Here is a 15,027-nt window from a genome sequence, read left to right as displayed (position 1 = left end):
CGATGAAACCCCTGCAATCCCTGGTCGTACTGCTGCTGGCCGTGGCCATCGGCGTGGTGGCCGCGCAATGGCTTGGCACCGATGACCTGAACCGCTACGGCGAAGTGACCCTGCGCTACGGCGGCTACGACTACCACAGCAACCTGCCCAAGGTGGCCCTGCTGTCGGTGATCGGCGTGCTGGTGCTGTGGCTGCTGTGGAGCCTGGTGGCGGCACCGTTCCGCGCCTGGGGCCGCTACCGCCGCAAGCAGGGCCGGGTGCGCCTGATCGACGGCCTGCAGGCTTACGAACACGGCCAGTGGCAGCGTGCGGAAAAGCTGCTGGATGGCGCGGCCGCCGACCCGGAAGTGAGTGCGGTGGCGCTGGCCAATGCGGTGCGCAGCGCGCAGTCGCGAGCCGATGCCGCATCCGGCGAGGCGCTGCTGCAGCGCCTGGGTGAAAGCGATGCCACGCTGCATGCGCTGCTGCGCGCCGAACAGCTGTTGGCCCGCGACCTGCCGGTGGATGCGATCAACGTGCTGGACGTGGCGGCGATCCAGCCGCTGCCGCCGCGTGGCCTGTGGCTGCGCACCGAAGCGCTGGCGCAGGCCGGGCGCGCGCACGAGGCCTACGGCCAGCTGGGCGCGCTGCGGCAGAGCAAGGTGCTGCCGGCCGATGCCAGCAGCGAACTGGAAGCCCGCTTGGCCGCGCAGGCCCTGCTGGAGGCCAGCGATGTGAACGCGCTGGCCGCGCAGTGGGAAGCCACGCCGAAGGCGCTGCGGCCGACCCCGGACGTGGTGGCGGCCTATGCCACCCGCGCGGTGGCGCTGGATTGGGATGAGCCGGCGCTGCTGGCGCTGGAACAGGCGCTGGACCATCGCTGGGACGACGAACTGGTGGCGCTGTATGGCCGCCTGCCTGCCGAGCGGCTGGCCACCCGCCAGTCCAACCTGGCGCGCTGGCGCAACGTGCATGACGATTCAGCCGCGCTGCGCCTGGCGCAGGGCCGCATCGCCCTGGCCCAGCAGCAATGGGATGCAGCGGATGCGTTCCTGCACGAAGCCATTGCCGCCGGTGCCGGTGCGCCGGCGTGGGAGGCCCTCGGTGAAGCGTTCGCGCAGCGCGGCGAACACGCGCTGGCCGCGCAGTGCCTGGCCAATGCGCTGCGCCTGCAGCGTGGCGAGGACAGCGTGGCGCTGGTGCACGGCACCGACGCACCGCTGCGCGCCACGGTGGAAGAGCAGCCGCTCACGGTGCAGCCGCCGGTGTACGACGCCAACGAGGTCCGCGACGAGTTCGGCAACCCGCGGGTGCCGTGACCATGGCTGAGGTGTGCCGACCAACGGTCGGCACCCACCGGAGCAGCAACAAAAACGCCGCCCGATGGGCGGCGTTTTTTGTTGATCTGGTAGTCGCCAACCTTGGTTGGCGCTCGGCACTCATCCGAGCGGTGACACTGCACGGCCGACCAAGGTCGGCATCTACCAAAGCACTCCCCGGCGATGACGCTGCACGGCCGAACCGAAGCATTTCCGGTAGTCGCCAACCTTGGTTGGCGCTCGAAACGTGCCGACCAACGGTCGGCACCCGCCAGAGCAGCGGTAATCAGCGTTCGACGATCGCCACCACGCCCATGCCGCCGGCGGTGCAGATCGACACCAGCGCGCGGCCACCGCCGCGTTCGGCCAGCTGCTTGGCCGCCGTCGCGATCACGCGTGCGCCGGTGGCGGCGAACGGGTGGCCGGTGGCCAGCGACGAACCCAGCAGGTTGATCTTGTCCGGGTCGATGCGGCCCATCGGTGCATCCAGGCCCAGGCGGTTGCGGCAGTAATCCTCGCTCTCCCACGCACGCAGGGTGCACAGCACCTGCGCAGCGAAGGCTTCGTGGATCTCGTAGATGTCGAAGTCCTGCAGGGTCAGGCCGTTGCGCTTGAGCATCTCCGGCACGGCCACGGTCGGCGCCATCAGCAGGCCTTCGCCGTGCACGAAATCCACTGCCGATACATGGGAATCGCGCAGGTAGGCCTGCGGTTCGTGGCCGTGCGCGCGGGCCCATTCCTCGCTGGCCAGCAGCACCGCCGCGGCACCATCGGTGAGCGGGGTGGAGTTGGCGGCGGTGAGGGTGCCACGGCCGGAGACCTTGTCAAAGGCCGGCTTCAGCGTGGCCAGCTTTTCCAGCGAGGTATCCGCGCGCAGGATGTTGTCACGCTCGACGCCACGGAACGGGGCGATCAGGTCGTTGAAGAAGCCGCGCTCGTAGGCGGCGGCCAGCTTCTTGTGCGAGGACACCGCCCATTCGTCCTGCGAATCTCGCGAGATGTTCCATTCCTTGGCCATGTCCTCGCAATGGTCGCCCATGCTCTTGCCGGTGCGCGGCTCGGCCACGCCGGGGAACTCGGGCTTGAGCTCGGAGAACTTGAAGCCGGCGGTCAGTGCGCGGATCTTGTCACCGGTGCTCTTCGCACGGTTGGCGGCCAGCAGGCGCGCGCGCAGCTTCTTGCCGTAGACGATCGGCACGTCGGACGTGGTGTCCGAACCACCACCGATGCCCGATTCGATCTGCCCCAGGGCGATCTTGTTGGCCACGGTGATGATGCTGTCCAGCGAGGTGCCGCAGGCGCGCTGCAGGGTGATGCCGGGGGTCAACGGCGACAGGCCGGAGGACAGCGTGGCTTCGCGGCCCAGGTTCCAGTCGCTGGAATGCTTGATGACCGCACCCATTGCCACTTCACCCAGCTGCTGGCCGTGCAGGCCGAAGCGTTCGACCAACGCACCCAGTGTCCGCACCGACATGCCGAGGTTGCCGACATCCGAATACGCGGTGTTCTGGCGGCAGAACGGAATGCGGACGCCACCGAGGATGGCGACGGGACGAGCGTTGGGCATGGAGATACCTGGCATGGATGAGGGTGTCTGCAACATGGCCTGCACGGCAGAGCAGGCATAATGGAGCCAAGTGTAGCTGCCGCCCTGTGATGGGCCAACCGTGGAACCATGAGCAAACCCGACCCCGCGATGAATGCCCTTGGCGTGCTGGCCCTGGAACTGGCCAACGGCGAAATCCCCCGCCAGGCGGTGCTCAGCGCCGACCAGGCCGGTGAACTGGCCGACCGTATCGGCCGTGACCTGGCCAAGCTGGTGCCGCAGGTGGCCGAGCTGGACCTGGTGTTCGCCGCCGCCCATTTCGACCCCGCTGAAATCCTGCGCCCGGGCTGGCCGATCCACCGCCGCCTGGAAGAACTGCAGATGCGTGCCCCGGGCCGCAGCCAAGGCCCGCGCCTGCTGGCCTTCGGTGCCGGCGCCGATGGTGAAGTGCCGCTGCCGTTCCAGGCTGATGCGACGCTGGTGGGCGGTGGCCTGCGCGTGGTGCCCTTCCTGCTGACCGGCAGCGACGTGGCGACCACCGCGGCCGTGGCCGATGCGCTGGAAGACGTGCTGCTGGCCAACGGCATGGCCCATGCTGATACGGCGTTGATGGCACAGAACAGCTTCGGTGCCCGCATCGAGCACGCGCGCTACTTCACCGTGAACGACCTGGCCGCGATGATGTCGATGCAGTACGACAACCAGGGCCTGGCCGCGCTGTGGCCGCTGATCGAGACCGCGATCCTGGCCCCGGGCCAGGACGAGTGGCTGGAAAACGCACCCGAGCCGCTGCTGCGCTATACGCAGGGCGAGGCACGCATGGCGCTGTTCGATCCGGCCGGCTGGTGCGCGTACTACAACCACAGCAAGAACGACTGCGACCGCCTGCAGGGCATCTACGAACAGTTCCTGATGCGCCAGCGGCAGATGGCCGCGGTGCTGGAAGCGCACGGCGTGCCAGTGCTGTTCGTGCACTGCGAGGCCGGGCAGGACGCGCGCGAGCTGCTGGCGCGCTGATCCACAACGCCCGTGCGGGTAGTTGTAGAGCCGAGCCCATGCTCGGCTCAGGCCGCCTGCAGAGCAGCCGAGCATGGGCTCGGCTCTACAGGAAGCGATTGCGCCTTACGGGGCCTTCTGGATGACCGCGCAGGCCAGGCGCGCGCCGGCGTTGCCGGTCGGCTGGGTCTTGTAGTCGTCCGCGTCGGCGTGGACGATCAGGCCGCGGCCGATGATGTCGAAGTCATCACCCTTGCCGATGTTGACGTTGCTCGAGACCGGGCCGTCGATGGTGGCCACGCCCTTGTCGTCGGCCTTGATGTTGGGCATGTCGCCGCCGTGGTGCGGATCGGCCGAGACGTTGCCGTGATCCTGCTTGCCCGGGTTGAAGTGGCCGCCGGCGCTCATGCCGTCCGGCGCGCTGCAGTCGCCCTTCTCGTGGATGTGGAAGCCGTGCTCGCTGCCCGGCTTCAGGCCGGTGATCTGGCCGGTCACGTGCACCTTGCCGTCGACGACCTTGAAGGTGACGCTGCCCTTGGTCTCGTTGCCCTGGGTCGGTGCGAGTTCGGCGCTGGCCGTGGCATCGGTGGCCGGAGCGGCGTCGGTGGCCGGTGCAGCGGCCGGATCAGCCGGTGCTGCCGAACTTTCGGCCGGGGTGGTGGCCGGGGCTTCGGCTTCCGGGGCTGCCGGCTGCTGGTTGCAGGCCGCCAGGCCCAGGGCGGCGATGGCCGCGAACAGCGAGGTATGGATCAGACGCATGGAACTCTCCTTGGAATGATGCCCGTGGCGATCAGCGGGTAACCCGGATCACACCGCAGGCGATGCGGACGCCGGCATTGCCGGCGGGCTGGCTGCGATAGTCATCGGCGTTGGCATGCACGACCAGTGCACGTCCGGCGATATCGGTGGCGGCGCCTCCCCCAAGGGTAACGCCCTTCAGGTGCACATCGATATTCGCGCGGCCCTGGGCATCGGCCTGCAGGTTGTCGATGTCGCCCAGGTGGTGCTTGCCGCTGCCGGCGCGGCCGTGCGCGCTGCCAGCGGGATTGAAGTGGTTGCCGGCGCTGCTGGCATCCACCGCGCTGCAATCACCCCGTTCGTGGATGTGGAAGCCGGCCTGCTGCATCGGCTGCAGGCCACCGACCAGGCCGGTCAGGTGCACGCCACCGCTTTCGGTCTTCAGCACCAGGCGGCCACTGACGATGCTGGCCGAGGCCGGCGCCAGGTTGGCTTCGGCCAGCTGGGCCACGGGCGTGGTGACCACCGGCGGCGGGGTGGGCTGCGACTTCTGCGGCGCGCTGCCACAGGCAGACAGCAGAACGACGGCGGACAGCGGCAGGATGGCAGGTGAAAGGCGCATCAGGAACTCCTTGCAGGGAACACTACGGACGGCATCGTCCATGGCGGATCAACAGTTCGGCAAGCCGGCGCGAGGACCGTGTGCACGGGCCGTTCAATGGCTCCCGCGGCGGCGGCCCGCGCCGAGCTTGCGGGTGAGCGTATTGCGGCCCAGTCCGAGCCGCGCGGCGGCTTCGGCGCGGCGGCCATGGGTAATCTGCAGCGCTGCCTCCAGCAGGGCGTGGTCCACCCGCTCGCGCACCTGCGCGTGCAGGCCTTCAGCGCCCTCGGCCAGTTGCCGACGCGCCCATTCGGACAGCAGCGCTTCCCACTGCCCCGGGTCGGCGCCTGCGGCACTGCCACGGCGGCTGCGCGTGCGGTTCAGCGCGGTATCGACGTCGGCCACGCCGATGGTGTCGGCGGCGGCAAGTGCCGCCATGCGCCAGCAGACGTTCTCGAGTTCGCGCACGTTGCCCGGCCAGTCGTGCTCGCGCAGCGCCTGCAGGGCGGCAGCAGTGAGCCGCTTGGGCGGCGTGTCGAGCTTGTGCGCGGCGGCCGCCAGGAAGGTGGTGGCCAGCTGCGCGATATCCTCGCGGCGCTCGCGCAGCGGCGGCAACTGCAGGCGCACCACGTCCAGGCGGTGCAGCAGGTCGGCGCGGAACCGGCCCTGCGCGACCAGCCCTTCCAGGTCCTGGTGGGTCGCAGCCACCACGCGCACATCCACATGGATCAGCTCGCGGCCACCAACGCGGAAGAATTCGCCCTGGGCCAGCACGCGCAGCAGGCGCGTCTGCAGCGGCAGCGGCATGTCGCCGATTTCATCGAGGAACAGCGTGCCGCCGTTGGCCTGCTCGAAGCGGCCGATGTGGCGGCGCTGCGCACCGGTGAACGCACCGGCCTCGTGGCCGAACAGTTCGCTTTCCAGCAGTTCGGCCGGAATGGCGGCGGTATTGAGCGCAACGAATGGTCCCTGTGCGCGCGGCGATTCGCGGTGCAGGGCGTTGGCCACCAGTTCCTTGCCGGTGCCGGTTTCGCCGGTGATGAGCACGGCCAGCGGCGCCTGCGCCAGGCGGCCGATGGCACGGAACAGCGCGCGCATCGGCGGCGTATCGCCCACCAGCTGCGGCGGCTGGTCGCTGGGCGCATCGGCCACCGGCGTGGGCGCGGCCAGTGCCGGTGCCACGGCAGGCAGCACGCGCTGGGCCAGGGCCACCGCATCATCCAGATCGAAGGGCTTGGACAGGAATTCGTGGGCGCCGCCGCGGAACGCGCCGGCCGTGCTGGCCACATCGGTGTAGGCCGACATCACCACCACCGGCAGCTGCGGCAGCGCGGCCTTCAGCTTGTCCAGCAGTACCAGGCCATCGTCGCCAGGCATGCGTACGTCGGTGAACAGCAGCGCTGGCGCCGGGCCTTCGTTGAGGGCCTTCAGCGCAGGGGCGGCGCTGTCGAAATCGACGACCTGGTAGCCCGCCTCGCGCAGCGCGGTGCACAGCACGAAGCGCACGGCGCGGTCATCGTCGACCACCCAGATGCGCTGCGCGGTGGTGGGGGAATCAGACATCGCGCGGGGCCTCCTCGGCCTGGGCGGCGCCGTTGCCGATCGGCAGCAGCAGGGTGAACACGGTATGGCCCGGGCGCGAGCGGTAGGTGAGCGTGCCGCGGTGCTCGCGCGCGACCTGCTGGGCCAGCGCCAGGCCGAGGCCGGTGCCTTCGGCGCGGCCACTGACCAGCGGCAGGAACAGGTGCTCGGCCAGTTCCTCGGGCACGCCACGGCCGTCATCGGCGATTTCCAGGCGCAGGGCCAGCGTGTGCAGCTGTTCGGCGATGCGCACGCCGTGCTCGACGCGCGTGCGCAGGGTGATGACCCCGGCGCCGGCCTGGATGGCGTTGCGCACCAGGTTCCACACCGCCTGGGTGAGGCGGTCGGCATCGCCATCGAACTCGGGAATGCTGGGGTCGTAGTCGCGCTGCAGGCGCACGGCCCAGCCAGCCTCGCTTTCGGCCAGGCGCAGCACGCGTTCCAGCGAGGCGTGGATGTTCAGCGGTGCATGCGGCGCGGCCGGTGCTGGCGACAGCAGCTGGTCGAGCAGGCCGTTGAGGCGCTCGATTTCCGAACCGATCAGCTCGATCAGTTCGCGCTCGCTGGCATCACGCTGGGCAGCACGGCGGGCCAGCAGCTGCGCCGCGCCCTTCAAACCGGCCAGCGGGTTGCGCAGCTCGTGGGCCAGGCCCTTCAGCGCGGCACTGAGCGCGCTGGGCAGGGCCTGGGTCGGGTCGAGCCCGGGAAACTCGTCGACTGGATGGGCTTCGAGCAGCCAGCCACCATCGTCGCGGCGGCTCATCCAGCCTTCGGCGAAGCGCGCGCCCTCGCCCGGCAGGGCCAGCGCCAGGCGGTTCAGCCGCAGGCTGTCGCGCTCGTCGCGGGCCAGGAAATGGGCCAGCGCCTCGCCCTGCACTTCCAGCGCGGCCAGCGGCTGGCCGATCAGGCGGCGGACGCTGACGCCCAGCCAGCGGGCGAAGGCGGGATTGCAGCCGATGATGCGGCCATCGGCCCCGGCCCAGGCCAGCGGCGTGCCGAGGGCATCAAGGGACGGCGGGGGTGCGGGGTCGGACATTGCACCAATGTAGTGCAAAACCGGCGGCGGGCATCAGATCACTTCGAACGCGTCACCGGACGTCGTGCGTGGGAATTACCTGTCAGGCTTGCTGAGCAGATACTAACGGATTACGATACTATCGCTAAACGTTACTACCATGCCGATCCAGTCGTTCGCCTGCAAACGCACGCAGGCGCTGTTTGATGGCCAACGCGTGCCGAGGTGGCGCCACATCGAAGCCGCTGCTCTGCGTAAGTTGGCGATGCTCAACGTTGCGGCCGATCTGCGGGATCTGCGCATACCTCCGGCCAATCGCTTGGAGCCATTGCACGGAAACCGGTGCGGCCAGTACAGCATCCGCATCAATGATCAGTTCCGGTTGTGCTTCGTCTGGACCCGAGAAGGCCCGGCTGAAGTTGAAATTGTCGATTACCACTGAAGGAGCCGCGCGCATGCGAACCGTCCCCTACCCCGCTCCCGGCGAGATCCTGCTGCATGAGTTCTTGCAGCCGCTGGGTATCACCCAGTACCGCCTGGCCAAGGCAATCGGCGTGTCGCAGCGCCGGATCGGCGAGATTGTTACCGGCCAGCGTGCCGTGACGGCAGACACCGGACTGCGGCTGTCCCGTTATTTCGGCGTGTCCGACAAGTTCTGGATCGGACTGCAGGCGGATTTCGATGCGGCCATGACCAAGGAGAAGCTGGCCGAGGTGCTGGCGCGGATCGAGCCTTACAACGCGGTGGCATGAATCTGCCCGGGGTCGGATCCCTTTCCGTCAGGCAAGGGATCTGACCCCTGCCGCAGGTCGAGCAAGCTCGACCACTACCGGATGCGTGGCCGGGTTACAGCTTCATGTTCAGGCCGACGAACACGCTGCGGCCCGGGGCCGGCGAGAACATCGGGTGGGCGCTGTCCCAGAAGAAGCTGTCGTACCAGGCGTAGGCGTATTCGCGGCCAGTGACGTTCTTCAGCTGCAGGTCCACGCTCCAGCGCGGGTTGATCTGGTACGCGGCGCTGAGGTCGAGCACGGCGAAGCCACCGAACTTGCCGGCCTCGTTGCGCTCTTCCAGGTAGTAGTCGCCCTGCGCGCGTGCCTGCAGGCCCAGGCGCAACGCGTCGCTGGCGCGATAGTCCACACCGAGGTTGCTGATGTGGCGCGGGGTGGCGGCCACTTCCCTGCCCTGCAACGAAATGCCGGCATCGCGGTCGTCGCGGGTGATCTTCGCTTCCTGGTAGGCGTGCGAGGCCCACACCGTCCAGTCGTCGCCCAACTGCAGGCTCAGCTGCGCATCCACGCCGCGGCGGCGGGTCTTGCCCAGGGTGACCGTGGTGCCGGTGGCCGGCATGTTCGACACCTCGTTTTCCGCGTCCTGCTGCCACACCGCCAGGCGCGCCTGGCTGCCATGGAAGGGCTGGAACTTCAGGCCCAGCTCCATGCCGGTATTGGTGGACGGCTGCACCGGCGCCTGCCCCGGGGTGAGATAGGCCGGTGCGGTGGAGCCGGTGAGCACCTGGAAGGTGCGGCCCCAGTTGGCGTAGACGTGGGTGGTGTCGCCCAGGCTGTGGATGACGCTCAGCTTCGGCTGGCCGATGGTGCCGTAGTCCTGCAGGCGGCCGCTGATGCCGTTCATCAGGTGCGTGCTGCCACTGAAGCTGTCGATACGGTAGGCCGGCACGATTTTCCACGCCTCGGCAGGCTGGTAGATGGCCTGCACATAGGCACCCCAGTTGTCGAAGCTGTGGCGGTCGTCGTTCTGCACGCGCGCCGGTGCCTGGCTGAAATCGGTGGGTTCGGCGTAGGCGTAGCGCTCGCGGATATAGCCGTTGTCCTGCTGCTCGTAGTTCAGGCCGCCTTCGACGGTGAGCGCGGAGCTGGCCTGCCACGTAAGCGTGCTGAGCAGGCCGGTCTGGCGTTCATCCCAGACGCGGCGCTGGCGCGGCAGGTTGCCGGTGGGCAGATCGCTGAAGGTCACGCGGCGGTCGTCTTCATAACGGTTGTAGTACAGCCGCGTGCCGAAGGTGAGCGCGTCGGACAGCTTCAGGTCGACGTGCGCGGCGATCTGCCGCATGTCGCGGTCATCGCCATCGTTGCCGTTGCGCAGGTCGCTGCCACGGCGATGCGCGTGCAGTTCGTCTGCGGTCATGAAACCGGGTTCGTCGGCTTCGTGGTGGTACGCGCGCGCGGTCAGGCCCACGCGCAGGCCGTCGTCCAGCGAGCCGTAGAACCATTTGCCGCCCAGCGAGTACTTCTTCGAGGTGTCGTGGTCGCGGTAGCCATCGCTGGCCTGGGTGCCGACGAAGTAGTTCTGCGCAAAGCCATCCGCTTCGCGGCCCACTGCCAGCTGCGCGTCGCGGGTGTTGTAGCTGCCGTAGGCCAGCCGCGCATCGGTGTAGTTGCCGCCCTGGCGCGTGCCGAAGTTCACGTTGCCGCCGATGTTGTGCAGCCCGTAGCGCGGATCGTTGGTCCCGCGCACCACTTCGATGTAGCTGATTTCCAGCGGGAACAGCATGTCGATGAAGCGCTGGTTGCCGCTGTTGACGTTGCTGGGGATGCCGTCGATGAGGGTCTTGATGGCGTTGAGGTAGCCCTCGCCGTTGAAGGCGCGGAAACTGACCTTGCCCGATTCGGCACCCTGCCGCGTTTCGGTGAGCTGGATGCCGGGCATCTGCCCCAGCAGCTCCCAGCTGTGCGAGACGTTGCGGTCTTCGATCTGGTCCGCGCCCAGTACGTCCACCGAAGTCAGGACCTGGTGGGCGCTCAACTGGCCTTCGCCATGCTGGTGCACCTGCACCTTGCCGAGGGTGAGCGCGGCATCGGCCGACTGTGCGAAGGCTTCAGGGGCGAACGGGGCGGTCGCGAGGGCGGCCACCAGCGTGGAGGTTTTCATGGGGGATGGAAGGGCGCGGATGAAATGTAATCATATAACATTTCACGCGTCTGCCATGTAGAGTCGAGCCATGCTCGACTGCTCCTGGCAAACAGCAGTCGAGCATGGCTCGACTCTACAAGGGCGATAGGGCAGTCGAGCATGGCTCGACTCTACAAGGGCGATAGAGCAGTCGAGCATGGCTCGACTCTACAAGGGCGATAGAGCAGTCGAGCATGGCTCGACTCTACAAAGGCGGTGAAGCAGTCGAGCAAGCTCGACGCTACAAAAGCGGGGTGGAGCGGCGGCTTACACCGGGTAGCCGGTGGCTTCCCTGGCCTTCTTCCAGGCGCTTTCAAACTCGCGCGCGGAGATTTCGTCGTCCTCGTCGAAATCCAGGAACGACACCGGCTGGTCGGCCAGCAGGAAACGGTCATCGCTCTGGCCGTGCTCGTCGGCCCAGACCAGCTTGGTGCCGTAGATCTCCACCTGGCGCACGATCTTCTCGCCGCGGGCTTCCATCAGCACGTTGCCCTTGCCCAGGCCCGATTCGGCCCAGTGCTTGTAGTACTTCTTGGCGGTGTTGTTCTTGATGTTCTTCATTGCAGGGGTCCTGGCCGCAGCGGCGGCCGGAGAGTTCGGAATGGCGCCATTATCAGGCATCCGGGGTCAGAGCCCTTTCCTTCGGAAAGGGATCCGACTCCTGCCGGTTCAGTTCGGCAGGGGGGTGCCCTTCGGCCACAGCATCCAGAGGTTGCCCTGCTGCTTCATGTCACCGGCCAGCTTGCCGGCGGCATCGCCACTGCCCCAGTACAGGTCGGCGCGCACTTCGCCAGCGATGGCACCGCCGGTGTCCTGCGCGGCCACCGGGCGCACCACCGGGCTGCCGTCCGGGCGCGTGGTGGACAGCCACAGCAGGCTGCCCAGCGGCACCACGCTGCGGTCCACGGCCACGCTGTAGCCGGCGGTGAGCGGCACGTTCAGCGAACCACGCGGGCCTTCCGGGCTGTCGGCGCTGCGCACGAAGAACACGTAGCTGGGATTGCTGCGCAGCAGCTCCGGCACGCGCGCGGGGTGCGCCTTCGCCCAGCCGCGGATCGCGTCCATGGTGACGTCTTCCTTCTTCAACTCGCCCTGGTCCACCAGCCAGCGGCCGATGGCGCGGTAGGGGTGGCCGTTCTGCTCGGCGTAGGCCAGCCGCACCTGGGTGCCATCGGCCAGGCGCACGCGCCCCGAGCCCTGGATCTGCAGCAGCTGCAGGTCCATCGGGTCGGTCAGCCAGGCCAGCACGGGCGCTTTGGAACCCTTGCTGGCGATGGTGCCGGCGTCGTCATACGGCTTGAGCACCTTGCCGTCGAGGCGGCCGCGCAGGCGCTTGCCCTTCAACTCGGGGTAGAGGCTGTCCAGCTGCACCACGACCAGGTCATCGGGCGTGCCGTACACCGGCACCGTCGCGGTGGCCGTGCGGGTCAGGCTGCCGGGATAGATGGGTTCGTAGTAGCCGGTGATCAGGCCATCGGCCTGATGGCCGCCGGCGCGCAGTGCGTACACCTCGAGGTCGCGCTGCAGGAACTGGCGGATCGCCACCGGGTCCTGGTCGGACACCGTGGCGGCGGTCGCGCAGGGCCCGGCCCAGACCGCATCGTTCTTCAGCCGCGTGCAGCTGCTGCGCCAGGCGCTGAAGCCGGCCAGCAGGTCGGTATCGGAAACCGCCGGCAGCGCCTTCCAGTCCACCTTGGCGTAGGTGGCGGCAGCGGGTTTGGCCGCAGCCGGTGTTGCGGGGCGGGTGCCGGTGGTGGCGCAGCCGGCCAGCAGGGCAACGGCCAGGAGGGTGAGGAGCGCGCGCGGCGACGACGGAACAGTGATCATCGTCGCAATGTAGTGGGGCCGATGGTGGCGGGGCAACCTTTGGCAGCGCCGGGCCATGCCCGGCGAAAAGCAGATCCCGCGCAATGCGCTCGCCGGACATGGCCCGGCGCTACCATCAGATGGCTACGGCGTCTGCAGCAGCAACGAATGCAGGATGCGTGCGTCTTGGGCGTCCAGTGTCTTCGGCAGGTCGTCGCTGCCGCGGAAGCGGCGATGGAACGCCGCGACGGCCGCCTCGCGATCCTCCAGCGGGTAGCCGAAGCGGGCCATCGCGTTCCAGGCGTCGAAACCTTCCGGTGCGGGGCCATCGCTGGCACGGGGCCACACGCCGAAACCAGCCTGCGCCAATTGCTGCCACGGGAAGAAGCGGCTGGGATCGGCCTTGCGCGTCGGCGCCAGATCGGCGTGGCCGATCACCTGCCGCGGCGGGATGTTCAAGCGCTCGGTGAGGTCACGCAGCAGCAGGATCAGCGAGGCGATCTGCGCGGGTGGAAACGGCGTGCTGCCGTTGTTGTCCAGCTCGATGCCGATGGAGGCCGAGTTGAGATCGGTGATGGTGCCCCAGCGGCCGGCGCCGGCATGCCAGGCGCGGCGCTCGTCGCTGACCAGCTGGTAGCGATGGCCATCGGCACCGATGAGGTAGTGCGCGCTGACCCGGCCGCCACTGTTGGCGGTGCGCAGCGTGTGCAGGCTCTGCTGCACCGAATCCTGTTCGGTGTGGTGGATGACGATGACCACCGGATCGCGTGCGTTCTGGTTCGGCGACGGGACCCAGGTGGCCAGCGGATTGCGCGGCTCCTGCGGGGTGGAAGCACAGGCAGCCAGCAGCAGGCAGGCCGAGAGCATCAGGGACGTGCGGATCGGGTGCATATGCCCGATTGTGCGCGATCAGGCGCGACGATGCATGCCGCGGTACCGACGGCTGCAGTAGAGCCACGCCATGCGTGGCTGGAGGGCTGCAGTGCCGACCAACGGTCGGCACCCACCAGGGCAAGGGCAGTGCCGACCAACGGTCGGCACCCACCAGGGCTCATGGCACCCACCCGGGCAGAAGGCTGCCCGCCGTCACCTCAGGCCTCGTAGGCCGATTCGCCGTGCGAGGTGACATCCAGGCCGGTACGCTCGGCCTCTTCGGTCACGCGCAGGCCGACCACCACCTTCACCAGCAGCAGGATGGCCGCCGTCACCACCGCCGACCACACCACGGTGAGGCCGACGCTGACCACCTGCACCCACACCTGGTGGCCGATATCCAGATCAGCCTTGGTGCCGCCCAGCGACTGCGCGCTGAACACACCGGTGAGGATGGCACCGACGATGCCGCCGACGCCGTGCACGCCGAACACGTCGGCGGTGTCGTCCACCTTCAGCAGGCGCTTCAGGCCAGTGACGCCCCACACGCAGACCACACCGGCGACGAAGCCAATGACGATGGCGCCGAGCGGGCCCACGGTGCCGCAGGCCGGGGTGATGCCGACCAGGCCGGCCACCGCACCCGAGGCGGCACCCAGTGCCGACGGCTTGCCCTTGGTGATCGCTTCGGTGAGGGTCCAGCCCAGCACCGCCGCGGCAGTGGCCAGCACGGTGTTGAGGAAGGCCAGCGAGGCGACGGTGTCGGCCGCTGCGGCCGAGCCGGCGTTGAAGCCGAACCAGCCCACCCACAGCAGCATCGCGCCGATGTAGGTGAACGGCACGTTGTGCGGCTTCAGCGCGGTCTGGCCATAGCCCAGGCGCTTGCCCAGGAACCAGGCACCTACCAGGCCGGCCACGCCCGCGTTGATGTGCACCACGGTGCCACCGGCGAAATCGATCGCGCCCATCTCACCCAGGTAGCCGCCACCCCAGACGATGTGCGCCATCGGGATGTAGCTGAGGGTGAACCACAGCGCCGAGAACAGCAGCACCGCGCGGAACTTGATGCGTTCGGCGAAGGCGCCGACGATCAGCGCGGTGGTGATGCCGGCGAAGGTCGACTGGAACGCGACGAACAGGTAATCCGGCAGGCCCTTGATGGGCGTGTTGCCAACCGAATCGGGGCTGAAGCCCTTCAGGAAGGCGAACTCGGTGAACGAACCGAAGAACGGATTGCCGGCACTGAACACCGCGCTGTAGCCGTAGGACACCCACAGCAGCAGTACCAGCGAGAACACCACCAGGATCTGGCTGAGCACCGACAGCACGTTCTTCGAACGCACCAGGCCGCCGTAGAACAGGGCCAGGCCGGGCACCACCATCAGCAGCACCAGCAGGGTGGAGGTGAGCATCCAGGCCACGTCGCCATGGTCGAAGGCAGGGGCGGCGGCTTCAGCGGCGGCGGGCGCGGCGGCGACCGGGGCCTGCAGCGGCTCGACCGCGACGGTTTCGCTGGGCAGCGGTGAAACCTCGGCCTGGGCGTGGGCAGTGCCCGGCCAGGCACCGGCGGCGAGCGCGCTGAGCAGCATCAACAGGCACACGAGATGGAACCGGGCTTGCCACCCGGTGAGAAGGCGCATCTTCATTGGGGGAGTCTCCG

14 protein-coding genes are annotated in these 15,027 nt (G+C 68.5%); 4 read left to right on the top strand and 10 right to left on the bottom strand.

What is annotated here, in order from left to right:
• Positions 1 to 2: 2 nt before the first annotated feature.
• The gene (locus C1926_RS00725; RefSeq protein ID WP_108757935.1) at positions 3 to 1,298 is read left to right on the top strand and encodes a heme biosynthesis HemY N-terminal domain-containing protein; all 1,296 of its coding nucleotides are present in this window, start codon (positions 3 to 5) and stop codon (positions 1,296 to 1,298) included.
• 286 nt (positions 1,299 to 1,584) lie between these two features.
• Here C1926_RS00725 and C1926_RS00720 read toward each other — a convergent pair whose 3' ends face one another.
• On the bottom strand, positions 1,585 to 2,880 hold the full coding sequence (locus C1926_RS00720; protein ID WP_108757934.1) for an acetyl-CoA C-acetyltransferase: 1,296 nt from the start codon (positions 2,878 to 2,880) through the stop codon (positions 1,585 to 1,587).
• 93 nt (positions 2,881 to 2,973) lie between these two features.
• On the opposite strand from C1926_RS00720, the gene C1926_RS00715 reads away from it, so the two are divergent.
• The gene (locus tag C1926_RS00715; RefSeq protein ID WP_079224687.1) at positions 2,974 to 3,861 is read left to right on the top strand and encodes a hypothetical protein; all 888 of its coding nucleotides are present in this window, start codon (positions 2,974 to 2,976) and stop codon (positions 3,859 to 3,861) included.
• Positions 3,862 to 3,966: 105 nt separating this feature from the next.
• Here C1926_RS00715 and C1926_RS00710 read toward each other — a convergent pair whose 3' ends face one another.
• The 4 genes from C1926_RS00710 to C1926_RS00695 form a co-directional block, all read right to left on the bottom strand.
• The gene (locus C1926_RS00710; RefSeq protein WP_108757933.1) at positions 3,967 to 4,599 is read right to left on the bottom strand and encodes a superoxide dismutase family protein; all 633 of its coding nucleotides are present in this window, start codon (positions 4,597 to 4,599) and stop codon (positions 3,967 to 3,969) included.
• 31 nt (positions 4,600 to 4,630) lie between these two features.
• Positions 4,631 to 5,200, bottom strand: coding sequence for a superoxide dismutase family protein (locus tag C1926_RS00705; RefSeq protein WP_108757932.1), 570 nt, complete (start codon positions 5,198 to 5,200; stop codon positions 4,631 to 4,633).
• A gap of 93 nt (positions 5,201 to 5,293) precedes the next feature.
• A complete protein-coding gene (gene ntrC / locus C1926_RS00700) occupies positions 5,294 to 6,742 on the bottom strand; it encodes a nitrogen regulation protein NR(I) (protein ID WP_108757931.1) in 1,449 nt (482 codons plus the stop codon).
• A complete protein-coding gene (locus C1926_RS00695) occupies positions 6,735 to 7,796 on the bottom strand; it encodes an ATP-binding protein (protein ID WP_108757930.1) in 1,062 nt (353 codons plus the stop codon). Before C1926_RS00695 ends, ntrC begins: the two co-directional genes overlap by 8 nt.
• A gap of 139 nt (positions 7,797 to 7,935) precedes the next feature.
• Between C1926_RS00695 and C1926_RS00690 the strand changes: the two genes are divergently transcribed.
• Both C1926_RS00690 and C1926_RS00685 read left to right on the top strand, forming a co-directional pair.
• Positions 7,936 to 8,217: a type II toxin-antitoxin system RelE/ParE family toxin gene (locus C1926_RS00690; RefSeq protein WP_108757929.1), complete on the top strand. Its 282-nt coding sequence runs from the start codon at positions 7,936 to 7,938 to the stop codon at positions 8,215 to 8,217.
• A 13-nt stretch (positions 8,218 to 8,230) separates the two neighbouring features.
• Entirely contained in the window at positions 8,231 to 8,527 is a 297-nt protein-coding gene (locus tag C1926_RS00685; protein WP_049455939.1) for a HigA family addiction module antitoxin, read from the top strand.
• Positions 8,528 to 8,621: 94 nt separating this feature from the next.
• Here C1926_RS00685 and C1926_RS00680 read toward each other — a convergent pair whose 3' ends face one another.
• From C1926_RS00680 to amt, 5 genes are all read right to left on the bottom strand, one after another.
• Positions 8,622 to 10,667, bottom strand: coding sequence for a TonB-dependent receptor (locus C1926_RS00680; protein ID WP_108757928.1), 2,046 nt, complete (start codon positions 10,665 to 10,667; stop codon positions 8,622 to 8,624).
• 288 nt (positions 10,668 to 10,955) lie between these two features.
• Entirely contained in the window at positions 10,956 to 11,249 is a 294-nt protein-coding gene (locus C1926_RS00675) for a hypothetical protein (RefSeq protein ID WP_108745661.1), read from the bottom strand.
• Between the two features lie 108 nt (positions 11,250 to 11,357).
• Positions 11,358 to 12,515, bottom strand: coding sequence for an MltA domain-containing protein (locus tag C1926_RS00670; protein ID WP_108757927.1), 1,158 nt, complete (start codon positions 12,513 to 12,515; stop codon positions 11,358 to 11,360).
• Between the two features lie 123 nt (positions 12,516 to 12,638).
• Positions 12,639 to 13,385, bottom strand: a complete 747-nt coding sequence (locus tag C1926_RS00665; RefSeq protein ID WP_108757926.1) for an N-acetylmuramoyl-L-alanine amidase — start codon at positions 13,383 to 13,385, stop codon at positions 12,639 to 12,641.
• Positions 13,386 to 13,585: 200 nt separating this feature from the next.
• Positions 13,586 to 15,013, bottom strand: coding sequence for an ammonium transporter (amt, locus tag C1926_RS00660; RefSeq protein WP_108757925.1), 1,428 nt, complete (start codon positions 15,011 to 15,013; stop codon positions 13,586 to 13,588).
• Positions 15,014 to 15,027 lie beyond the last annotated feature (14 nt).

The organism is Stenotrophomonas sp. ZAC14A_NAIMI4_1 (assembly GCF_003086915.1).
Taxonomy (GTDB): domain Bacteria; phylum Pseudomonadota; class Gammaproteobacteria; order Xanthomonadales; family Xanthomonadaceae; genus Stenotrophomonas.
This window is presented reverse-complemented; position numbering and strand designations above follow the sequence as displayed.